This is a genomic window from Copranaerobaculum intestinale (genome assembly GCF_009831105.1).
Classification (GTDB): Bacteria; Bacillota_I; Bacilli_A; order Erysipelotrichales; family Erysipelotrichaceae; genus Copranaerobaculum; species Copranaerobaculum intestinale.
On record NZ_WUUQ01000001.1, the window covers coordinates 116030 to 137746 of the forward strand.

20 protein-coding genes are annotated in these 21717 nt (G+C 43.2%); 7 read left to right on the forward strand and 13 right to left on the reverse strand.

Annotated elements, in window-relative coordinates; all coding sequences use genetic code 11:
- Positions 1 to 20: 20 nt before the first annotated feature.
- The 12 genes from rpsR to GSF08_RS00615 all read right to left on the reverse strand — a co-directional run bounded on the left by rpsR (position 21) and on the right by GSF08_RS00615 (position 12737).
- Positions 21 to 251, reverse strand: coding sequence for a 30S ribosomal protein S18 (gene rpsR / locus GSF08_RS00560; protein WP_160623931.1), 231 nt, complete (start codon positions 249 to 251; stop codon positions 21 to 23).
- Positions 252 to 269: 18 nt separating this feature from the next.
- The gene (locus tag GSF08_RS00565) at positions 270 to 743 is read right to left on the reverse strand and encodes a single-stranded DNA-binding protein (RefSeq protein WP_160623932.1); all 474 of its coding nucleotides are present in this window, start codon (positions 741 to 743) and stop codon (positions 270 to 272) included.
- 18 nt (positions 744 to 761) lie between these two features.
- Positions 762 to 1055 (reverse strand): 30S ribosomal protein S6, encoded by a 294-nt coding sequence (gene rpsF, locus GSF08_RS00570; RefSeq protein WP_160623933.1) that lies wholly within the window; start codon positions 1053 to 1055, stop codon positions 762 to 764.
- 193 nt (positions 1056 to 1248) lie between these two features.
- Positions 1249 to 2412: an N-acetylglucosamine-6-phosphate deacetylase gene (locus tag GSF08_RS00575; RefSeq protein ID WP_160623934.1), complete on the reverse strand. Its 1164-nt coding sequence runs from the start codon at positions 2410 to 2412 to the stop codon at positions 1249 to 1251.
- A 357-nt stretch (positions 2413 to 2769) separates the two neighbouring features.
- Positions 2770 to 3510: an SIS domain-containing protein gene (locus GSF08_RS00580; protein WP_160623935.1), complete on the reverse strand. Its 741-nt coding sequence runs from the start codon at positions 3508 to 3510 to the stop codon at positions 2770 to 2772.
- A gap of 1 nt (position 3511) precedes the next feature.
- Complete coding sequence (gene ulaA / locus GSF08_RS00585) at positions 3512 to 4768, reverse strand: PTS ascorbate transporter subunit IIC (protein WP_249805778.1); 1257 nt, start codon at positions 4766 to 4768, stop codon at positions 3512 to 3514.
- Positions 4769 to 4782: 14 nt separating this feature from the next.
- Positions 4783 to 5058, reverse strand: coding sequence for a PTS sugar transporter subunit IIB (locus GSF08_RS00590; RefSeq protein ID WP_160623936.1), 276 nt, complete (start codon positions 5056 to 5058; stop codon positions 4783 to 4785).
- Positions 5059 to 5130: 72 nt separating this feature from the next.
- Entirely contained in the window at positions 5131 to 7050 is a 1920-nt protein-coding gene (locus GSF08_RS00595; RefSeq protein WP_160623937.1) for a BglG family transcription antiterminator, read from the reverse strand.
- A 162-nt stretch (positions 7051 to 7212) separates the two neighbouring features.
- Positions 7213 to 9309, reverse strand: coding sequence for a sensor domain-containing protein (locus GSF08_RS00600; RefSeq protein WP_160623938.1), 2097 nt, complete (start codon positions 9307 to 9309; stop codon positions 7213 to 7215).
- A gap of 109 nt (positions 9310 to 9418) precedes the next feature.
- Positions 9419 to 10054, reverse strand: a complete 636-nt coding sequence (gene ispD / locus GSF08_RS00605) for a 2-C-methyl-D-erythritol 4-phosphate cytidylyltransferase (RefSeq protein WP_249805781.1) — start codon at positions 10052 to 10054, stop codon at positions 9419 to 9421.
- A gap of 60 nt (positions 10055 to 10114) precedes the next feature.
- Positions 10115 to 10540 (reverse strand): PH domain-containing protein, encoded by a 426-nt coding sequence (locus tag GSF08_RS00610; RefSeq protein WP_160623939.1) that lies wholly within the window; start codon positions 10538 to 10540, stop codon positions 10115 to 10117.
- Between the two features lie 262 nt (positions 10541 to 10802).
- On the reverse strand, positions 10803 to 12737 hold the full coding sequence (locus tag GSF08_RS00615) for a Clp protease N-terminal domain-containing protein (protein WP_160623940.1): 1935 nt from the start codon (positions 12735 to 12737) through the stop codon (positions 10803 to 10805).
- Between the two features lie 294 nt (positions 12738 to 13031).
- On the opposite strand from GSF08_RS00615, the gene GSF08_RS00620 reads away from it, so the two are divergent.
- The 3 genes from GSF08_RS00620 (at position 13032) to GSF08_RS00630 (ending at position 15157) form a co-directional block, all read left to right on the forward strand.
- Positions 13032 to 13709: a response regulator transcription factor gene (locus GSF08_RS00620; RefSeq protein WP_160623941.1), complete on the forward strand. Its 678-nt coding sequence runs from the start codon at positions 13032 to 13034 to the stop codon at positions 13707 to 13709.
- On the forward strand, positions 13696 to 14703 hold the full coding sequence (locus GSF08_RS00625; RefSeq protein ID WP_160623942.1) for a sensor histidine kinase: 1008 nt from the start codon (positions 13696 to 13698) through the stop codon (positions 14701 to 14703). The genes GSF08_RS00620 and GSF08_RS00625 overlap by 14 nt, the downstream gene beginning before the upstream one ends.
- Before the next feature lie 133 nt (positions 14704 to 14836).
- The gene (locus tag GSF08_RS00630) at positions 14837 to 15157 is read left to right on the forward strand and encodes a phage holin family protein (protein ID WP_160623943.1); all 321 of its coding nucleotides are present in this window, start codon (positions 14837 to 14839) and stop codon (positions 15155 to 15157) included.
- Between the two features lie 35 nt (positions 15158 to 15192).
- Here GSF08_RS00630 and aguA read toward each other — a convergent pair whose 3' ends face one another.
- On the reverse strand, positions 15193 to 16290 hold the full coding sequence (aguA, locus tag GSF08_RS00635) for an agmatine deiminase (RefSeq protein WP_160623944.1): 1098 nt from the start codon (positions 16288 to 16290) through the stop codon (positions 15193 to 15195).
- A 216-nt stretch (positions 16291 to 16506) separates the two neighbouring features.
- Here aguA and GSF08_RS00640 point away from each other — a divergent pair, with 216 nt between their 5' ends.
- From GSF08_RS00640 to GSF08_RS00655, 4 genes are read left to right on the forward strand one after another with little or no spacing between them, the layout of a single operon-like run.
- Positions 16507 to 16737 carry a hypothetical protein gene (locus tag GSF08_RS00640; RefSeq protein WP_160623945.1) on the forward strand — a complete coding sequence of 77 codons (231 nt, stop codon included), beginning with the start codon at positions 16507 to 16509 and terminating at the stop codon, positions 16735 to 16737.
- Entirely contained in the window at positions 16706 to 17473 is a 768-nt protein-coding gene (locus tag GSF08_RS00645; RefSeq protein ID WP_160623946.1) for an ABC transporter ATP-binding protein, read from the forward strand. The genes GSF08_RS00640 and GSF08_RS00645 overlap by 32 nt, the downstream gene beginning before the upstream one ends.
- A complete protein-coding gene (locus GSF08_RS00650; RefSeq protein WP_160623947.1) occupies positions 17463 to 19475 on the forward strand; it encodes an ABC transporter permease in 2013 nt (670 codons plus the stop codon). The genes GSF08_RS00645 and GSF08_RS00650 overlap by 11 nt, the downstream gene beginning before the upstream one ends.
- A 37-nt stretch (positions 19476 to 19512) precedes the next feature.
- Positions 19513 to 21555, forward strand: coding sequence for an FtsX-like permease family protein (locus GSF08_RS00655; RefSeq protein ID WP_160623948.1), 2043 nt, complete (start codon positions 19513 to 19515; stop codon positions 21553 to 21555).
- Positions 21556 to 21717 lie beyond the last annotated feature (162 nt).

Sequence of the window (21717 nt, forward strand, 5' to 3'; positions counted from 1 at the left end):
GGAGGTTTTTTTACAATTTCTTATTCGCTTACGTAAGGCAGCAGAGCCATCTGACGCGCGCGTTTGATAGCCGTTGCCAGCATACGCTGATATTTCGCACGAGTGCCGGTTACGCGGCGCGGAATAATTTTTCCGTTCGCAGAAATAAAACGTTTTAACAGTTCAGTATCTTTATAGTCAATGGTTTCGATATGGTTTTTTGTGAAATAACAAACCTTTTTACGACCCATACGCTGTTTTTTGTATGCCATGGATAAATTCTCCTTTCTTTAGAAGGGCAGGTCATCACTGGCGATATCCAGTGTGTCCGAGGATGCAAAGTCACTTGAATAACTGTTTGCCGGTTCTGAGTCCGGTGTATATTCCGCACTCGGCTGTACAAATCCGTTATCATAAGCAGGCGCGCTTTGAGCCCGTTCGCCGCTCGCCGATTTGGAATCGAGGAACTGTACGGAATCCGCAACTACTTCAGTGACATATACACGTTTGCCGCTTTGATCATCATAGCTGCGTGTCTGGATCCTTCCTTCCACGCCGACCAATGATCCTTTATGCAAGTACTGCGCCATCAGCTCCGCAACGCGGTTCCAAGCGACACAGTTGATGAAGTCAGCCGTCTGATCCTGGGTTTTTACCCGACGATCACATGCGACGGTAAAAGAAACAACAGATGCTCCTGATCCTGTTTTCCGCATTACCGGATCTTTGGTAAGACGTCCAACCAATACAACTCGGTTAATCATAAACATCCACTCCTTTTATTATTCTTCATCTTGCGTTTTGATTGTCATGTGACGAACTACATTATTGTTGATACGAATCAGACGGTCAAACTCAGCGATTGCTTCGTTGCCGGCAGTTACGTTAATAACAACATAATAACCTTTCGTCATGTGATTAATTTCATACGCGAATTCTTTCACGCCCCACTCGTCTACCTTATCGATAGTTCCGTTGTGGTCAGTGATGATCTTGTGTAATCCATCGATTACTTCCTGACGCTTTGCGTCATCCAGATCAGCCTTCACGATGTACATAATCTCATATTTCTTCATGTGTACACCTCCTTATGGTCTATTGGCTTTCCTCCTGCGGGAAAGCAAGGAGTAGAAAATTCAAATCTACCCGTTTAATGATTATAGCATCCAACTGTCAAACTGTAAAGAAATTTCTATCACAAACACAAGCGATTAAAGCTGCTTTACGGCCGCCTCAAATCGAATCACAATTTACTTTATTCTGCCCTGCTTACACCTGATAATAGGTTTCACCCTGAATGATCGTACGCAACACATGATAATCATGATCCATCATTACCAAATCAGCCCGACGGCCGGCTTCGATTTTGCCGCGATCCTTGATCTCCAGACATTTTGCCGGACTTTCACAATACAGACTGCCCACTTCTTCCATGGTCAAACCAACCTTGTCACGGCATACCCGCATAATTTCATTCCAGGTGTTGCTGCCGCCGCAGATCGTTCCATCCGGTGCCTTGATGATACCGTCCTTCACAAAAATTTTGCCATAGTACGGTACATTGTCATGCTCTCCTTCACCAAGACCTGCCAGACTTGTCATATCAGTAATGCCATAGCATTTGTCAATTCCTTTCAATCGGATCGCCAGCTTGATCCAATCTGATGCCACATGATAGTTATCGCAGGTCAGCTGCACCTTGATACGATCATCCAAAAGACTGCCGATCACCGGACCGTTGATGCGGTGATGCATCGGCTGAAAACAGTTGTACAGATGAGATGTCTGATCAAGCCCGTTATCAGCTGCTTCCCGTACCTGATCGCTGGTACAGTGCGTGTAGCACACCTCCGCTTTTACACCCTGGGAAGTCACCCAGCGAATCCATTCCATTGCCCCGGGAGCTTCCGGTGCCACATTGATCAATGCGACATCGCTCAAATCTCCGTCCGTCATTGCCAGCGTATGTTCTTTGGTCGGCTGTGCCGAAAATTCCGGATTGTAACAGCAATGCTGGTTGGGATTGGTATACGGCCCTTCAAAATGCAGCTTGAAGGGATCGGCTCCGACAATATCCTTACGGGCTTTACGAATACATTTCACAGCGTAATTCAGATTTTCCAGGGAAGAATCCGCACCTAGCGTTGCCAGCACCGAGGTGACACCATACTGCGGCAGCCGCTTACAGATCTCTCTGACATGTTCTTCCCCATGACCGCGAAACGCTACCTGACCATTGTCATAAAAAGAATACAGAAAGCCGCCGTGCATATGCGTTTCTACCCCGCCGGCGTATAGATAGTTCCCCATCGCGTCGATGACTTCATCATCCTCGATATGCTCACCGACAGCGGTAATGATCCCATCTTGAAACTGTACCTCCACATCGTTGAACTTCCCGTCGATAAATACCTTGGCATTTTTAATTTTCATAATGCTCCTCCTCTTTCATCCAGATTTCTTTATCCTTCTATCCGTGACTTGGATAGGAAAATCCGATAAGCAGATATATTCAAATATACACATCATTCCTGACATATATCATGTTTACTTTATCTTATCGTGTATTTTTCAGGCTGTTTTCTCATGATAACAAAGCTCTCATCATATTGTTACTATGTTATAATAATATCATTATTTTTCAAAGATTCCAACCAAATCTGTATTCCTTCATCAGAACCCTTTTTATGCTATGCCGGCATTTCCTGTATCATCGTATTTTAAACTGCTGAACAACGCTTAAACCAAGCCTCAAGAAACAGGCTCCATCCATACGGACAGAGCCTGTTTTTAGAATTTATAATGAATCTGATCTCGATATTCTTCAAAAATTTTACGGTTTTTTTCATCCCCACCGTCAATGTTGGCACTGTAGAATATCGGAGGGATTTCCAGACCTGCATCCACCAATTTCTGAGTAACGGCAGCTACGATGGAATTCAAGATCGCAGCGCCGATGACGGTGGAAGTAGGACTGACTTTTTGATCGAGCCCTTCGATCGCAACACACGCATCACCCTTTTCTCCGTGATTATCAAGAATGATATCACTGATTTCATAGAGATTTTTTCCGGATGGATGGCGGGATGAAACAGTTTTGGAATAAGCGAGGTTGGTGATGCAGATTACCTTCGCCCCGCGTTCCTTTGCTTTCATCGCGGCTTCAATACTGACCGGATTGCGGCCGGATACCGAATGTATGATCAATACATCGTCAGCCTGTATTGGGGTTTTCTCAATCAAAGCGGTGCCATAGCCAACCAACCGCTCCATGCGGCTCGTCTGCGTAATCGGCGTTGTATCCAGCATGAGCTCCCGTCCAAAGATAGGATTCATGACCACAAGACCCCCAGCCCGGTAATACAGCTCCTCACTGAGGATACCGGCATGCGAAGCCCCAAAGGTGAAAATCGCATGCTTGTTTAGAATCGCGTCGCTGATACAGTTGACCGCAGTCTCCATGGAAGCCTGCTCCTGACGTTCGATCACATCGATCAGACGGCGTATTTCATCCAGATATGAAAACTTCATGTTACAGGATACCGCCGAACAGCGAAGCGATGAATTTGCCGATGATGCCGAATAAAGACAGATCATTGCCGCCGAAGATCAGCATCCAATTCTGAATCGTACCGGAATAAATAACCGCCGAGAAGCCGACCAGCGCAACCATCAGGATCGCAGCGACTGCTGTACCGATGACAGAGCCGCGCAGGCCGCCCTGGCCTTCACCGATAACCGCTGCGGCACCGCATTCAAAGAATGATGTGATAACCAATGGAATCAACATGACATTGAACACATTTAATGAATTACAGATCAGTACCAAAACCGTGGAAGTGATCATTGCGGTAACGAAGCCGATCAGGACAGCGTTAGGTTTGTAATTGAAGATAATCGGACAGTCGAATGCCGGCAGGGCATTCGGTACCAATTTTTCGGAAATTCCCTTGAAAGCAGGCACGATCTGATTGATTAACATACGAACGCCCTGAAGCATAATAATCAGACCGGCACCGAAATTCAGGCCCTGTGTAACTGCCGCCATGAAGAAGTTTTCACCTTCTGCTACGGATGAAGGTACCGCTAAACCAACCACAACGAACATAATGAAGATAACGAAACCTCCGGTAATCGAAATTTCACGGAAGAAGGATAAACCCTTCGGCAGGTTTAAATCCTCGGTAGATTTCTTTTTATTTCCCAGCTTGCCGGCAACGAATCCGGAAACTAACGACAGGCATCCAGTAGGATGACCCAAGGTAAATGATTCATCCCCGGTTACCGCAAATACATATTTGCGCAGTGCCCATGGCATGATCGACCAATACAAAGCACTGGTGATTGCACCGAAGGCAATCAAAGGAATACCCTTCATACCGCCTTCAACGCCGGCAGCGACGAAGATAAACGGGAACCACCAAAGCATATGACCGGTTAAGAAAATAGTCTTAATTGGCGTAAAGCGCGCAATCAATAAATGCAAAGCCAAACCGAAGAACATCGCAAGTCCGATGTCTCCGCCATATGATGCAGTGAAGGTGATATCATTCAGTCCCTCTGCCGCACCCGATCCTGCCAGCGTTTGGAAAGCCGCGTTGATCGGGGAAATGGAACCGACCAGCATGCCGACACCGGCATTCAATATTACCATGCCGAAGGCAGCCATCAAAGCTCCTTTTACGATTTCTGCAGTTCCCTTGCGCTGCAGGATCAAACCGATGGCTGCGATCAGTCCCAGCAGTACCGGTGGATTGCGAAATATATTGTTAATAATAAAATCCATCATACTTTAATATCCTCCTATTTCTGTTCCTCTAAAAATTTTTGAACCGCTTCCTTCACTTCCGCCAGATCCATGTATTTTTTGATCGGATAAACCGGAATGTCGGAGTTCTGCAGTTCTGCCTGCAGCTCTGCACTGGTGAAAATCGCATCACACTGCGCACCGTGAGCACTGCTGATATCTGTGTTTTCTACTTCTGCATCCAGATTCAGCTCCCTGCAGACCTTTTCAATACTCATTCGCAGAATCATCGATGATCCGACGCCGAAACCGCACACTGCTAAAAATTTCATTCCTTCACCTCCCTTTGGTTTGTATGTGAAATTCTTAATTTTCTTTATATAGATCAGGAAACTTCCTGAGAGCTACCCTTTATCCTGAATCAATTTCATGATGGCGGATATATCACCGCTTTGAAATAGCTTCATATTCGCATCGTCATACAGAATTTCCGTCAAGGACGCCAATGCCTTCATGTGAGAAGAATTATCAATGGTCGCCAGCACCATGAACAGTCTTACCGGTTTTCCCAGCAGGTCAACCGGTTCTTTCACAATCAGAAGTGACATCGAAAGTTCATGCACCCCGCTTGCAGCGGAGGCGTGCGGCAGCGCGAATTCATCCGCCAGTACGATATACGGACCGTGTTCCTCTACGCTTGCTATCATCTGATCAACATAGGTCTGTTCAATCGTTCCTTCTTCCAGCAGCGGTTTCGCCGCCAGCTCGATGGCACTTTTCCAATTATCTACATAATCCGCGGTTCGGATTCTTTTTTCATTCAGTAACTCTTTCAACATAGGCTGATAATTCTCCTTTTCCTCTCGTTTATATAACAGTCGTTCTAAATCTTGCTTTAATTTATTTTCATCCACATCGGAAGCATGCTGCTTCACCAAATGCATAATACTTTCTACATCGAAATGCACATTCATTGCGGATATATGAATCAGCTTGCTCATCAGCATGTCAATATCCAATCGCGTCAGAAGCGGATTCACGACCAGCACATTTTCATGATCCGGTATGGATATCGTCGAAACGATATAATCATATTGCGCTTGAAAGTCCGGCAGGTCCTTCAATGCGATGTTGCCGATAATCTGAATGGCTGGAATATAGTTATATAGCTGTATTTCCAAGGTCTTGGAAACCATCAAGCCATTCGGACACACCAGCAGCACCTTATTTTTGCGTCCGCAGCCGGTTTTACTGCCGCGCAGATAACCGCCGAAATACGCTGCCAGAAAACCGATCTCTTCCTCTCGTATTCCCTTAAAATCCGGAAACCGGGATTCATCTTCGATCAGGTTCTTGATGATCTTAAACAATGAACCGTGATTGCGCTTGATCTCCTCCAAGGAAGGATTGGCGATCGGAAATCGAAATTTAATACGATAATAGGATGACAGCAGATGCCGTTCAATGTTTTTCTTAAATTCTTCAGGGTTGTCGATACTGACTGCGGTCCGTGCTTCAAACTGCATCATCAACGTCTCAACGTAATGCTTGATGCGCGATGCTTCCACCTGTGCATTCAAGGACGGCAGCGATGAGATGTAAGCCCCCAGATAAATTTGTTCCGCTTCCGGCATATCCGCAATCAAATTCTTGATAAAAGGATAATAGGGAAACTGCTGTACTTCATCTTTAAAAGGAAGCGGTGATATCCATTTACGACTGGAAAAGCGTTTCTTTAAGAAACTGCAGAACTGTGACAACGTAGCCAGTGAATAATCGGTGAGATTTAATCCGGCGGCTCGATCAAATGCCAAAACCTCTTTCTGCAGATGATTCAGCAGGTTGTTATCCTCTTGCATGAGCAGGATATACAGGCTTCGTATCTGCCACTCATCACCCGCTATTTCATAAGCAGGCCGGGTTTTCAATGCCAAACCCTGTTCAGCCAGATCCTTTTTAATTTCATCCAGCGTCTGAACGATCGTATTCTTACTGACATACATTTCATCCGCTAAGCTTTCGATTGTCAATTTGCGGTGTTGATTCAGAATTTGATACAAAATATACGGTTTACGGTTTTCCATTGCATTGTATCGTTCATCTGTATTGTTGAGAATATCCTGCAGAGAATGATAATTACCCACATAACAGAAGCTGCGTTCAATATTTTTGATCTGACCGCAATTCCGGATATGGTAGTTGATGGATTCAATATCGTAATATAGCGTACGCTTTGATATGGAAAACTCCTGAAGCAATTCCTCCAACCCAACTCGATTATGCTCGATGATATATTCTAATATCCGATTTTCTCTTTCTTTCATTCAACCCTCCGCTGATTTCATTATTCATCAGATTTCGACTGTCCTCAATACCAAATGCTTGCACAGTGATTGCACATTATTTTATCACAGCTGCTCTCTTTTATTTTACAGATACTGTCGAATTCAAACGACATTCATCCTGCATAAAAAAAGCGATCATTTTCAGATCGCTTTCGGTTCAGAACAGTTTCCATAAACAAGCTCATTAAAGTCATCAGGCGGCACCGGCTTTGAAAACACATATCCTTGAATCAAGTCACAGGATGTACGATAAAGGAACTCTTTTTGTTCGTCGGTTTCAATTCCTTCCGCAATGCTTACCATCTCCAGTGCTTTGGACATATCTAAAATATTCTCTACGATGATATTTTCCTTCGTATTATTCATCTGCTCAGCAGTAAAGAAGGACTTATCCAGCTTAATTGCGTCAACATCCAGATCCTTTAATGTGCTCAAGGTGGAATATCCGCTTCCAAAGTCATCCAAAGAGCAGCTGAATCCGGCATCGTGGATACGCTGAACGATTTTTGCGAATGCTTCAGGACTTTCAAATACCATGGTTTCCGTTAATTCAATTTCAAGATACTGTTTGGGTATTTCATATTTTTCACTTGTACGCACATAAAAATCCATGAAGCCCGGACTTGAAAAATGTCTTCGTGACATATTAACTGATACCTTGACAGGCTCCCAGCCCGCACTGATCCAGCTCTTGATCAATTTGCATACTTCTTCAAAAACAAAGTAATCAATCTGTACAATAAAGCCGTTTGCTTCAAATAATGGGATGAACGTATCCGGCGGCTGGACTCCCTGTTTGGGATCATCCCAGCGAATCAGCGCTTCGGCACCGGTAAAAGCCTGTTTTTTGATAGAAAACTTCGGCTGAAGATAAATCTTGAATTCTTGATTTTTCAGTGCATCCTGCATACGGTTTTCCAGCTTTTTATCATAGAGCATTTTCTGAAACACCGAATCTGTATAATAGTTCAGCGTATAGTATTCATTTATTTTCGTCTCTGCCGATTTTCTTGCGGCATGAGCACGGTCTTCACAATACGTGATCGGCATGTGCGGATCGGCAATACGATATACGCCGATCGTAAAGGTCAGATAATACTTGTATTCAGAATCTCGGTTATAACTATTTACATCCTCTATCATTTTCTGAATACGCGCTTCCATCGATTCATTGTTCTTCATGAGAATCACAAAATTATCGGAATAAATGCGTGCGGTAAATTCATTCTTCTCAAGATGTTTTCTGATCGCATTATGAATATACACAAGCGTGGCATCTCCCAAATCCGCGCCAGCCGTATCGTTGATCGCTTTAAATTTCTGTAAATTCAGCCACAGCATACAATAGCTTCCTTCCGGAGCGCCGCTTACACACTCAGCCGCATCCTGTTCAAACTTACGGCGATTGTATCCGCCCGTAAGCTCATCGGAATATGCAAGTGTATGAAGCATTTGATTGTATTCCTCCAATTGCTGCTGCTGCGCCTTAAGCTCGGTGATATCATTGTAGATCAGCATATAGATCGGATCCTCCCCAATCCAGTAGATACATTGTGCATTCACCGTAAAATATGTGGTTTTACCCTCCTGATCAATCGGCGAAATCATAAAGGAACAGCTTTGTCCTCGGCGAAACGCAGGATACATATCAACAAGGGAATCCAATCCTGCATGTTTTTGAATCTCATCCTTATGAAAAGACAGAGGCTGTTTAAAAAAAGCATAATAATTGCGGTTTCCTTCTAAAAATTCATAACCATCTGCCGTTACTCGATATTTTGATACAAGTCCCGGCATTGTATCCTGAACCGCATCTCTTTCGATTTTTGTCTGCATTGAATCGGTGATATCCATCATAATGGAATAAGAGATCTGACATCCTTCTACATATTCATCAATAAAAATACCAATCAAGCGGATCCACAGCTTTTGACCATTTCGATGCTTCATCTGCATAATACAGTCATAGCGATTGCGGCCGGATTGGATCGCATCCATCACGTATTCATTTAACTTTTTCCATTCTTCGGGGCTGTCTTTAAAAAACAGATCAGGGCGATTTTCATACAATGCCTCATATTCTGTCTTTGTATATCCAAACAACTCATAATAACGGCTATTCGCCGCCACAAGGGTAAAATGTTCATCCAGCATATGCTTGCTGATACTGGCATTTAAGGATGTCATCAGATAATGATATTCTAAATCTTTTGATAATTCCGCAGCTTTCTTATTCATGAGATAGTGCCTCCAAGGTTAAACCATTATCTTTATTATAAAACTTTTTATAAAAAACAAAACCTTTTCTGTTTTTTATGAAAATCAAAACAGCAGGCTTGGTATTTTTTTATAAGTCTTCCTTGGTCGTAATTTTGCGATTTTCATAGCTTCCCAAAACCGCATAGATCGGCTCATCACTGCAAAGCTCCACCACCTGAGCATCATCGGTAACCGAATAGCCAGAGGCCATGCATGTGCGATAACAGGACAGTAAAAACGCCGTATCGAACGCCTGTGGGGTTTGTGCCTGCATGAGCGTGCTGCGAACGTGTGTTTTCACAATTTTACCGTCAATCACTTCCTTGATCGTATCTTTTACCGGAGTCATCAAAAGGCATGCCCGACATTCTGCTTTTTTCGCCAGCAGCGCATCCAAAGAATCCTTAGACAGCCATGGCCGTGCCCCGTCATGAATTAATACCGTATCCTGTTCAACCGCAGACAGACCATTGTATACACTGTCAGAGCGCTTTTCCCCGCCATAGACAAGCTGCACCCGATCCTTTAACATCGGCCGCATGATTTCCTCATCCTGTTCGCTGATTACCACAACAATCTGTCTGCATCGTTCATCCTTTTCAAATATCTGAATCGTACGTTCAATGATCGTCTCATCATTATCAAAACGAAACAGCAGCTTATTGTATCCCAATCCCATTCTTGAACCGCTCCCCGCGGCTACGATCAAAGCTGTATAGTCCATAATCATTACCTCTCCTTACCGGTTAATCATTATCCTCATAAAAAAAGATACCTTGCGGTATCAATTAACTTCATCCTGCTTTGTGCTGATCCGCTTTTTCAACTCTTTGATGAACCCGATCTCATCCATCGGCGCTACGTAGATCGCTTTGCTTTCCGCATATTCCAAACGCAGCGGATGAAGGGAGGCCGTCGAGGATAAAACAAACAATCTTGTTTCCTTCTCAATGTGATGGATACATTCATAGAATATCTTCTGACGGGAGAAAATGGAAAAACGCAGTTCCAGATAAGTGTCCTGAAATGTATACTCATTCGACACAAATACACTTAACATCAGCAGCAGTACAAACAGTTCAAATACAAAGGTTGCCCAATAGAACCATTCCATCATTCGGATCGCAACATTTCCCGCCTGGATACAGCAGGCAAAAATTGCCATCACCAATACATAGTACCACCACTCGATCTTTCCTCTAAATGTCATATTCCACCTCTTCTCCTATTATTCTATCACAGATTATCAACAGCGAAAGCCCTATTGTGGAACAGTCGTTATATTCTTCCGAAATGAACCACAATATATCAGAATTATGAAAAAAAATCAAGTGCAGACAAACGTGTCTGCCCAATACGATAGGATTTAAAAATGATGATGAGTGAAAGGATAACCTTATGTGCGGTTTGCCTAAGGTGAAATATCAAACTTTTATGATACATACAGAAAAAAACATACCGATGTGGTATGTTCAGCTGTGTACGATATGACTACGCAGCTTACGGGCCGCTTCATCCAGTGTGGCAGAGGTTTGAATCACCGCTGTGATTGCGGCTTCATCCACTTCCTTATGCCATACATGTAGCATCTTTTTCATAATGGAATATTTATCCTCATCCTGCAAGTCTTTAAAATCATATACTTCATCAAAAACCTCCATAAACTCCTCACCCAGTGCTTTTTTAATCTGCTTCATCAAGTCCTGCCGGTCGTTGAAGCGAAGACTGACAGTGCTTTCCAGTTTAAAGTCACCGCTCATGATCACGATGCAGTGACGCAGATCGATCTTCTGCATGTCCTGTTCCATATACCCCCGGGTAATCGATTGCTTTAGAAACTGCAGATACTTTGGCTGCGCCGCATGTAAATTGGATACATACAGCACCGCATAGGGATTTCTGTGAATTTTTGTAATTGCCGAATTCAGCGTAGCTTCCGGAGCCGCCATATCGATTTCAATCAAGTCCTCTTGGTTGAAGTAGGCCCGATTGAAGGCTTCCACCGCGGTATGCTTACCAACCCCTGAGCTGCCCAGAAACAGCCATACACCAAGCGGACGATTGGAGATAACACCCTGTTCAATCCACGATACCTGACGCATGATCTTATTCACAACTTCCTCTTGACCGATGATGCGTTCTTTTAAGGATGCCTTTAGGTACGCGACCCGATCCTTGGAAGCAATCGGAATATCAATCAGCTGTTCGATGACATCACGGATCACCAGTTCGTTCACCTCCGAAAGCTTCTGTCTTTTTGCCCGCACACAAGCAAGATCAAGCACATCAATCGCCTTATCGGGAAACTTTCGGTTCGGCATAAAATAATCACAGTATTCGACAATTTCATCAAGAATGGATTCACGTATATCCACATGATGATATTCCTTGTATTCCTTCATTTTTGCCAGCAGCATATCCTTGGTTGCCCGTTTATCCGGCTCCTTAACCTGAATGATCTGAAAGCGGCGTTCCAAAGCCCGATCCTTAGCGATATATTTCTCATATTCATCAAAGGTCGTCGCACCAATACAGCGAATATCACCGCGGGCCAGATATGGCTTCAGCACTGATGACACATCGATAGATCCCTCTGATTTTCCCGCTCCGATCATCTGATGGATTTCATCGATAAACAGGATTACCTCGGGATATTTTTGAAGTGACTTGATGAGATTTTGGAGCTTCTCCTCAAAATCCCCGCGATATTTCGTTCCGGCGACCAAGGTATTGAGATGCAGTTCATAAATGACAGCGTTTTTCAGCGTTTCCGGCACCTCCCGATCGGCAATCAAACAGGCTAATTTTTCTACCAGTGCTGTCTTGCCTACTCCGGGATCCCCAATTAGCATCGGATTTGCCTTGTCCTTACGTGAAAGCACCGAAATCATCAGATCGATCTCTTTATCGCGCCCCACAATGTCCCGGTTGTTTCTTAATGCATTCAAGTTACGCAGCTCTTCAATCTTATCCAGTTCGCTCATATTGCCGCAGGAAAATTCCCGCAGCAGCATATTCACCTGCAGATCATAGCGGTTCAATATTTCTGTTGCCACACAGCTTTCAGTTTGCAGCATCGCCAGTGTCAGCGTATCCGCATCAATGCTTTTTCCTTTACGGCTTTGCACCATCAGCTGACTGCGCTCCAGGATATCATCAACTACCTGGGTAATTGAAATCTCCTGTACTTCCTTATCCTTTAAACCGAATAAAATCATCAGATCATCTTTTACCTGAAAATAAAAAACGCCCTGTGCTGCCAGAACCTTAGAGAATGTCGTTGTTGTATCCTTCATCAACGACAGCAGCAAATGCTCACTGCCGATATAATTATTGCCCATGTCCTTTGCTTCCTGCCGTGCATCTTTCATGATTGCCGCAACCTGTTTATTAAAACGTATATTCATAAAGTGTCACCATCCTCGCACTTCTATCTTATGTCTGAATGTGCCTGCATTTGTTAGTATATCCAGGTTATCGAAGGATATTTCAATTTTACTGATGAAAACCGGCAGTATGATTTCACCGCCTTGCAAAAACTGACTGAAATCAGATTTTATGTGTAAATATTCCTTTTTTCTTTCAGACTATAACGGTTTCTAAGGATATATATAAGGTTCTCAAAGAATTATTCTTTCATTTTCCTTCATTGTTTTTCAATTTTATTCTGTGTATACTGTTAATAAATGTGAGGTGGTAGCATGTATAAAATCATGATCATTGAGGATAACGAGAAGATCCGCAGTGAGCTTGGGGAATTTTTAAGCAAAAACGGCTATGAAGTATCAATGCCCGATGACTTTGGCAACATATTGTCTGTCATACATAAGGAAAAGCCGCACCTGCTTTTGCTGGACCTGAATCTGCCGGTAATGGACGGTCATTATATCTGCCGTGAGGTGCGCCGGACCAGCACGGTTCCCATCATCATTGTAACCAGCCGCGATTCTGATGTAGACGAACTGCTTTCCTTGAATCTGGGAGCTGATGACTTCATTGCCAAGCCCTATAATTTACAGGTACTGCTGGCTCATTTATCACGCGTTTTAAAACGTGTATATGAAAGCGGAGCATCGCATGTCCTGCATATCGGTGAGATTACACTGGATATTTCCAAAAGTGTTTTGACCTATCACGGGCAAAACGTTGATCTTACTAAGAACGAATTACGAATCATGCACTGTCTGTTTCAGCATAAGAACACCATCGTTTCAAGAGAAGCATTGATGCAGCACATGTGGGACTGTGATTTATTTGTCGATGATAACACCTTGACCGTAAACATTAATCGACTTAGAAAAAAACTGGAATATCTGCGAATTGACGACCTGATCCAGACAAAACGGGGTTTGGGTTATATTATTTATGAAGATTTCTAAATATATTAAGGAAAAGGGTTATCTGCTGATCCTTTCCATTCTGTTCAGTATCGTAGCTTTCCTATTTCTGTATGCGACGCAGGTACAGCAGCCGGTCATCGTAATGCTATTGATCTTATACTGGATGATTATCATTGCCTCGCTGATCATTGAATATGCACGCCGGGCACCGTTTTACCTTCAGCTTAGTGAAACTTTAAATGAGCTCGATCAGAAATATCTGATTACAGAAATGATCAATGAACCGGAATTTGCCGATGGAAGAGAGCTGTTCGACTGTTTGCAGGAAGTGAATAAGTCAATGATCGATCATGTGAACAGCTACAAGTACGCGCAGCAGGATTATAAGGAATACATCGAAATGTGGGTGCATGAAATCAAAACACCACTGGCCGCTGCTCACTTGATCCTCACCAACAACCCTTCTCCAGCAAATGCGAGTCTGGAAGAAGAAATTGCCAAGGTTGAAGAATATGTAGAACAGGCGCTGTACTATGCCCGCAGCAATAATACTGAAAAAGATTATATGATCAAGCGGCTGGAGCTTCAGCCGGTTGTTTCCAAAGTCATCAAACGTCATTCCAAAAGCTTCATCTATAAGAAAATTAAAGTGGTTATGATCCAGCTGGATGTTATGGTATACAGCGACAGCAAGTGGCTGGAGTTTATCCTGCATCAAATTCTTGCCAATGCCTTGACCTATACGCCGAGTGAGGGGACTATCACACTGTCAACGGAAGTATTCCCGAATAAAATTATTCTGTCAGTTCAGGACAGCGGCTGCGGTATACGCAGTGAGGATTTGAGTCGGGTGTTTGAAAAAGGCTTTACCGGTCATAACGGCCGTACCAATCAGAAATCAACCGGCATGGGATTGTATTTATGTAAAAAGCTCTGTGAAAAATTAAATCTTGATATAACGATTCAATCAGATAAACAAGGAACCTGTGTTAAAATTGTATTCCCGATCAGTGATATGATGTTATTAAAGTAGCGATGTCAATAAGACATCGCTTTTATATCAGTACAGCAGTTATACTTTCATGAGTATGCTGAACAGCTTATACGTTATCCCATCCTCTTTCTAAATAAATCCATAAACTGAATAATAGAAAGGGGGTGATCATATGCAGGATTTTATTACGCTGCTGAATCAGTATGTCCGCAGTGAGCTGCTTGTGGTCGTGCCGGTGCTATATGTATTGGCTAAGATATTTGCCGCAAGCAAAGTGCCAAATCGTGAAATTCCGCTGATACTGCTGATCATATCGGTGACGCTGGCTGGTATATATACATTTGCCGTAATGCCGGTTAACAGTTTGAAAACATTCTTGATGGCTGCTTTTTCAACCCTGATTCAAGGAATTCTTTTATCGGGCAGTGCGGTATTCAGCGGTATACTGGGCAATCTTATGAAAGCCAAAAAGGAAAGTGTGAAGAAGCCATAACAAAAAAAGTGAAGCGGATTGATCGCTTCACTTTTCTAGTCCTTGCTTTTCAGCAGCTGCTGGGTTATGCAGTGGATATTCCCTCCACCCAATAAAATTTCACGGGCATAAACCCCAACGACCTTGCGATCCGGAAAGGCTGATTCCAAAACTTTTTGAGCTTCCTGATCCATCGGGTCATCAAAGGTTGGGTAGACAATACCGCCATTGGCAATATAAAAGTTCGCATAGGAAGCCGCCAAACGATCACCGGCCAAGCGCGGCAGAGTACCTTCACTGGCATCAACCCCAATACTTTCTTCTTCCCGAATGGTAATCGGCTTTGGCACATGGATTTTATGTATCTTTAGTCTGCGGCCCTTGGCATCCGTTTCCTTTGTCAGCAGATCATAGGCCGCTTTGCTGATTGCATACTGCGGATCAGCCTCATCATCACACCATGCAAGCATGACTTCTCCCGGCTTTACATAGCAGCATATATTATCCACATGCCCATTGGTTTCATCCAAATAGATACCGTCCTTGATCCAGATGACTTTTTCGATATTCAGATATTCTTTTAATACCGCTTCAATTTCCATCTTCGATAAATGCGGATTACGGCCTTTGCTTAAAAGACATTCTTCGGTAACAATGACCGTTCCTTCTCCGTCTACGTGAATTGATCCTCCTTCTAAAACAAAATTATTTAAGCGGTAGCGATCTTTTCCGGCAAACTCACAAACTTTCTGTGCCATCGCATCATCCTTATCCCAAGGAAAATACAAGCCGTCTACCAAACCGCCCCAGGCATTGAACCGCCAGTCGATGCCCCGTACCGTGTTTCCGTTTGTCACAAAGGAAGGACCGATATCGCGCATCCACGCATCATTGCTGGAAGCCTCCAACACCCGAATGGATTCCGGCAGTAAATAACGGGCATGCTGGTATTGATCGGAATTCACCAGCATCGTTACCGGTTCAAACTGAGAAATTGCCTTTGCCACTTCCACAAATGCCCGCTGTGCCGGCTTTCCTCCGTTACGCCAGTTATCAGGGCGCTGCGGCCAAACCATAAAGCATCCCTCATGCTCATAAAATTCACCCGGCATATAAAAGCCGTCTTGTCTTGGAGTTGTTGTCAAAGTTTTCATAAGATCCGTCCTTTCGTCATAATTGTTTCCATAATATCAAATTCCGATACCAAAGACAATTAAATCTGTACGGAACGTAGTCCTGTTTGGTTAGATTGGTTATAATACAAGATAGAAAGTCTTAACTTACAAAAATGTAAGTCATCTGTAAGTTGATTCGATGGCTGAAAAACTTCCTCCGCTTTACAATATGGGTGTAACATGGAGGTGAAGGTTATGAGTAAAAAAGGTTTACTGTATACCCTGATCATTGTTCTGGGTGTCATTCAGTGTCTGAACATTTTCCACATCAGCGTGCTTCCCGAATGGATGCATATGCTGTCCTTGGTGCTGCTGATACTGACACTTATTATACTCAAACTGGATCAAATGGATCAGCATTTAAAAACAAGATCAAATATTAAGGAGGATCATTATGAATACCATTTTAGATGTAAAAGCAATTGAAAAATATTACGGCAGTAAAGGGAATATCACCAAAGCAGTTGACAATATCAGCTTCCAGGTAAATGAAGGTGAATTTGTCGGTGTCATGGGTCCCAGCGGTTCCGGTAAAACGACTCTGCTGAATGTCATTTCTACCATCGACCATGTCACCAGCGGTCATATTCTGATCAACGGCCGTGACATTACCACCTTGAAGAAGAATTCACTGTCACGTTTTCGCCGTGAAGAGCTGGGCTTCATTTTTCAGGATTTCAATCTGCTGGATACCCTAACCGCTTACGAGAATATCGCGTTGGCGCTGACCATTCAAAAAGTAAAGCCAAACGAAATTGATAAACGCATCAAAGCGGTTGCGGCGAAATTAGAGATCAATGATGTGCTTCAGAAATATCCATACCAGATGTCAGGCGGTCAGAAACAGCGCGTTGCCAGCGCTCGTGCGCTGATTACCAACCCATCGCTGATCTTAGCTGATGAACCAACCGGTGCTTTGGATTCCAAAAGCAGCCGGATGCTGTTGGAATCCATGGAAAAACTGAACACCGAAATGAATGCTACGATCATGATGGTTACTCATGATGCATTCACAGCCTCTTATGCCCATCGTATCTTATTCATTAAAGACGGTAAAATCTTCAATGAAATTGTCCGCGGCAACAGCTCCCGCAAGGAATTTTTCAACAAGATCATTGAGGTTGTGACACTGCTTGGAGGTGACACCTCTCATGTACTTTAAATTAGCCTTAAAGAATGTTAAGAAAAGCTATAAGGATTTTTTAATTTATTTCCTTACCCTGGCCTTTTCAGTATGCCTGTTTTATACCTTTAACTCCTTTCAGGCTCAGCAGGCAGTGCTGAACCTGAATAAAGCGCAGTCTCAAATCGTGGATTCTATATCAGTCATCATGGGTCTGCTATCTAACTTTGTATCAGTCGTTTTGGCATTTTTGATTTTATATGCCAACAGCTTTCTGATCAAGCGCCGTAAACGCGAATTTGGTTTATATATGCTGTTGGGTATGCCAAAACAGCAGATTTCCAAAGTATTGGTTTACGAAACTCTGCTGATTGGATTGATCTCACTGATTGCCGGTATTGCCTTAGGACTTCTGATTTCCCAACTGCTAACGGTATTAACTGCATCCATGTTTACCGTTACCTTAAATTATCACTTTGTATTCTCATTTGATTCTACATTCATAACCATATTTGCCTTTGCGGTCATCTTCTTTATCGTGATGATCTTCAATGCCTTTATCATTAACCGCTATAAATTAATTGATTTGATTACGGCCGGTCACCGCAACGAAAAGCCAAGAGTCCGTAACCTTTGGCTTTCGGTACTGATCTTCTTAGTTTCCCTCGCCCTGCTTGGCTATGCTTACTACACAGCTATTGATAAAGGCATGATGTTTGTTGAAACCCTGACTCCGATCATTCTTGCCGGAAGCATCGGAACCGTGCTGTTCTTCTTATCACTGTCCGGATTTCTTCTAAAGTTTATTCAGACCAGCAAACGTCTGTATTACCGCAAGCTGAATATGTTTGTGCTGCGGCAGATCAATTCAAAAATCAACAGTAACTTCCTGTCAATGAGCGTCGTTTGTATCATGCTGCTGCTCAGCATCGGTGCCTTATCCACCGGCATCACCCTGCGCAACACGATCAATGACAGCACCGAGGTCACCATTCCGTTCAACTATACCGGTGTGTCAAATCATCATGAAATCATAACTGAACTGGTTCAGTACGCCAAGGATGACAGCCGTATAAAAAACCAAATGGTGATCAACAGCTATCAGGATAAGGATTTAACCGCTGATCTCCTCGTTCCCTATTCAAAACCGATGCGTAAACTAGATCCCAAAAATATAAAGAATACACCGCTTGATATATATAAATTATCTGAATTTAACCGAAAACGGGAATTAACCGGAAAACCAAAGCTAAGCTTAAAAGCGAATGAAGCATATATGTTTACTTCACTAGACAGCTTAACGGAATATGTAGACCCGATTTTAGGTAAAAATGCCGTTTTAAAACTCTATGGAAAAGAAATTACCGTTACGAACAAAGCCTATGAGCTGGAACAGTTAGGTACTGCACAAGCCGGTTATAATGTTACTTCAGCCTCCATCGGGCTGGTAGTCGATGATGCCTATATTCCAAACAACGCCTTACCGGCAAGCAGCATCTGGAACGTCAACTTAAATAAAGGCGTCAGTGAAAAGAAGTTTCAAAGTGAAATGTCAGATAAAATGTTCGAGCTGCAGGGACAAAAAGCTTATATGGGGCATAGCTACTTAGCCAATGAAACCCGCTCCGGAGTTTTAGAAAATGCCGTTGGAACATCCGTCATGTTTACGTATGTCGGCTTGTATCTGGGAATTGTATTCCTAGTTGCCAGTGCTGTAATTCTTGCTCTTCAGCAGTTGTCAGAAGCAGAGGACAGCCATCACCGTTATCAGATTTTAAAGAAGATCGGTGCTGAGAAGCGCATGCTGAATCAGTCTGTATTGATGCAGATCGGTATCTACTTCATCATGCCGCTGGGACTTGCGATCGTACATTCCTTTATCGGCATCAAGGTCGTGAACAGTGTTTTGATCCTTTTCGGTAAGCTGGATATCATGTCCTCCTCACTGTTTACCGCTTTGCTGATCCTTATCTTCTACGGTTCCTATTTTCTTCTTACCTACTTTGGATACAATCGCATACTGCAACAGGAAAAAGCATGATTTCATGCTTTTTCTGCCGTGAAGGGAGAGACCTTTTATGCTATGGAAATTAGCATTCAGAAATGTAAAAAAGAGTTATCGTGACTATTTGATTTATTTTCTCACATTGAGCTTCTCGGTGTGTCTGTTCTATACTTTTAACTCCTTTGAATCGCAAAAGGCAGTCATGGTCATAACAAAAACACAATCCGAGATCATGCGCTCAACCGGGGATATCATGCATTATCTGTCCATTCTGGTAGCAGTGATTCTCGGGTTTCTGATCCTGTATGCCAGCCATTACCTGATCCGCCGGCGCAAACGGGAACTCGCTGTCTATATGATTTTGGGCATGGATGCCAAAAAGACAGCTCGCCTGTTTACTCTGGAAACGATTATCATCGGTGTGTTATCCCTGGTGATCGGCTTGATTTTAGGAATCTTTCTCTCGCAGATCATGAGTTTGATAACCGCTCAGATGTTTTTGGCGGAGGTAACGCAGTATCGGGTATTCTTCTCTCCGGAAGCGTTCCTTCTTACGATAGCCGCATTCTGTTTGATATTCTTGATTATGATCTGTTTCTATCAGATCGTTTTACGCCGGTATAATCTGCGTTCACTTTTACAGGCCGAAGCTCAAAATGAAAAAATCATGATCCGAAGCATCCCGGTAAGTATCTTTTTATTGATCGTATCCGTGCTCCTGCTCGCATATGCTTATCACACTCTGCTGCGTGATGGTTTCCTCTATGCGGCACTTGATCCCATCATGCTGTTATGCGGTACGATCGGCACTTTTCTGTTCTTTTTCTCCTTATCCGGCTTTTTCTTGAAACTGGTACAAAGCTGTCCTAGCCTCTATCTGCGCAATTTGAATGCATTTACAATGCGCCAGCTTAACGCCTCCATCAATTCCTCCTTTGTTTCTATTTCCATTATCTGTTTGATGCTTCTGTTAAGCATCGGGGCAATCGCATCGGGGATTTCTATTACCCAAACGATTAATCAGGATATGAAAGTTTACACGCCGGTTGACGGCACCATTCAATTTTATGATTATCGCAGTAATGAAATGAATTTGGATGCCTATCTAAAACAGCAGGGTATTCAGTCTGACCGCTATTTTTCAGATGTCCAGCCGATTCGTTCAATCGCCTCTAACGATATGAAGCTGACCGATCTTTGGCAGTATATGGATCAGGATGTCATCGACAGCAAGCTGGAACACATCGGAGCGATTTCCGTATGGTTTATACCATTATCACAATATCAGGCATTCCAGCGCCAGACCCATCAAAAACCGCTGAAACTGAATCATGATGAAGTATATCTCGGGGCTTCGGATGAATCTATCACCGATGCCCTCAGCACTATTTCCCACAATACGAATTCTATCCCGTTCCACGATCAAACGCTCAAGCTGAAAACCAAAAAAGCCGGATTCTTTGTACCGTATAATTCTGCTGATACCGAATACAGCGTTTATATGATCGTGAACGATGATTGGCTGAAAGAACAGGAAAGCCGTGATTTAGAATTCTCCTATTCTTTTCATTACTATAATGTTACATTTAAAAAGAACGTGAATGTAAAACCGCTGCGCGATTTAGAGAATCGCACATTTGAAACTTTGAACGAGGTATCAAAAGAGAATCGTATCCAATTCACCATGACAGAAAAGGACGATGTCTATCAAACAAAATCGCAAATGTCCGTAACCTTCAGTTATGTAGGAATGTATCTGGGAATCGTCTTTCTTTTATCCAGTACCGTGCTGCTGGCTCTGCATCAGCTTACCCTGGCTGAAGATAACCGTCAGCGTTATATGATTTTAAGGAAACTCGGCACAGAAGATAAGATGATCAATCACAGCGTCTGTTTGCAAATTGCGGTTTATTTTCTGCTTCCGCTCGCTCTGGCCATCGTTCATTCCTACGTCGGCATCAAGGCAGTCAGTGAAGTGATCTCGCTGCTGGGGAAAGGTGATATATTCCAGTCCTCACTGATTACCGCAGGTATCATTGCGATTATCTATATCTCTTATTTCTATGCAGCATATCAAAGCTACCGATATATATTAAAAAACCGAAGTATCCAATAAGAATTGCGGGTGATTTAGCATCCGCATTTTTCATATGTGAATGTGAATAATTGTACGATACAAAGGCTGTCAGGAATCGCTCAATGCCAAATCCGTTCAGGCTAACCATAAGCGGATTCTTTGATGAGTAATGATCGTGAACGAAAATCTTCGATAAAAATG

What these genes read in the sequence shown, in the direction of transcription:
- GSF08_RS00650 (WP_160623947.1), top strand. Translation starts at nt 17,463, where the DNA reads ATGTACTTTAAATTAGCCTTAAAGAATGTTAAGAAAAGCTATAAGGAT.
- GSF08_RS00600 (WP_160623938.1), bottom strand. Translation starts at nt 9,309, where the DNA reads ATGAATAAGAAAGCTGCGGAATTATCAAAAGATTTAGAATATCATTAT.
- GSF08_RS00645 (WP_160623946.1), top strand. Translation starts at nt 16,706, where the DNA reads ATGAATACCATTTTAGATGTAAAAGCAATTGAAAAATATTACGGCAGT.
- GSF08_RS00575 (WP_160623934.1), bottom strand. Translation starts at nt 2,412, where the DNA reads ATGAAAATTAAAAATGCCAAGGTATTTATCGACGGGAAGTTCAACGAT.
- GSF08_RS00655 (WP_160623948.1), top strand. Translation starts at nt 19,513, where the DNA reads ATGCTATGGAAATTAGCATTCAGAAATGTAAAAAAGAGTTATCGTGAC.
- ispD (WP_249805781.1), bottom strand. Translation starts at nt 10,054, where the DNA reads ATGGACTATACAGCTTTGATCGTAGCCGCGGGGAGCGGTTCAAGAATG.
- GSF08_RS00630 (WP_160623943.1), top strand. Translation starts at nt 14,837, where the DNA reads ATGCAGGATTTTATTACGCTGCTGAATCAGTATGTCCGCAGTGAGCTG.
- GSF08_RS00580 (WP_160623935.1), bottom strand. Translation starts at nt 3,510, where the DNA reads ATGAAGTTTTCATATCTGGATGAAATACGCCGTCTGATCGATGTGATC.
- GSF08_RS00610 (WP_160623939.1), bottom strand. Translation starts at nt 10,540, where the DNA reads ATGACATTTAGAGGAAAGATCGAGTGGTGGTACTATGTATTGGTGATG.
- GSF08_RS00640 (WP_160623945.1), top strand. Translation starts at nt 16,507, where the DNA reads ATGAGTAAAAAAGGTTTACTGTATACCCTGATCATTGTTCTGGGTGTC.
- GSF08_RS00590 (WP_160623936.1), bottom strand. Translation starts at nt 5,058, where the DNA reads ATGAAATTTTTAGCAGTGTGCGGTTTCGGCGTCGGATCATCGATGATT.
- rpsR (WP_160623931.1), bottom strand. Translation starts at nt 251, where the DNA reads ATGGCATACAAAAAACAGCGTATGGGTCGTAAAAAGGTTTGTTATTTC.
- aguA (WP_160623944.1), bottom strand. Translation starts at nt 16,290, where the DNA reads ATGAAAACTTTGACAACAACTCCAAGACAAGACGGCTTTTATATGCCG.
- GSF08_RS00615 (WP_160623940.1), bottom strand. Translation starts at nt 12,737, where the DNA reads ATGAATATACGTTTTAATAAACAGGTTGCGGCAATCATGAAAGATGCA.
- GSF08_RS00620 (WP_160623941.1), top strand. Translation starts at nt 13,032, where the DNA reads ATGTATAAAATCATGATCATTGAGGATAACGAGAAGATCCGCAGTGAG.
- GSF08_RS00625 (WP_160623942.1), top strand. Translation starts at nt 13,696, where the DNA reads ATGAAGATTTCTAAATATATTAAGGAAAAGGGTTATCTGCTGATCCTT.
- rpsF (WP_160623933.1), bottom strand. Translation starts at nt 1,055, where the DNA reads ATGAAGAAATATGAGATTATGTACATCGTGAAGGCTGATCTGGATGAC.
- ulaA (WP_249805778.1), bottom strand. Translation starts at nt 4,768, where the DNA reads ATGATGGATTTTATTATTAACAATATATTTCGCAATCCACCGGTACTG.
- GSF08_RS00595 (WP_160623937.1), bottom strand. Translation starts at nt 7,050, where the DNA reads ATGAAAGAAAGAGAAAATCGGATATTAGAATATATCATCGAGCATAAT.
- GSF08_RS00565 (WP_160623932.1), bottom strand. Translation starts at nt 743, where the DNA reads ATGATTAACCGAGTTGTATTGGTTGGACGTCTTACCAAAGATCCGGTA.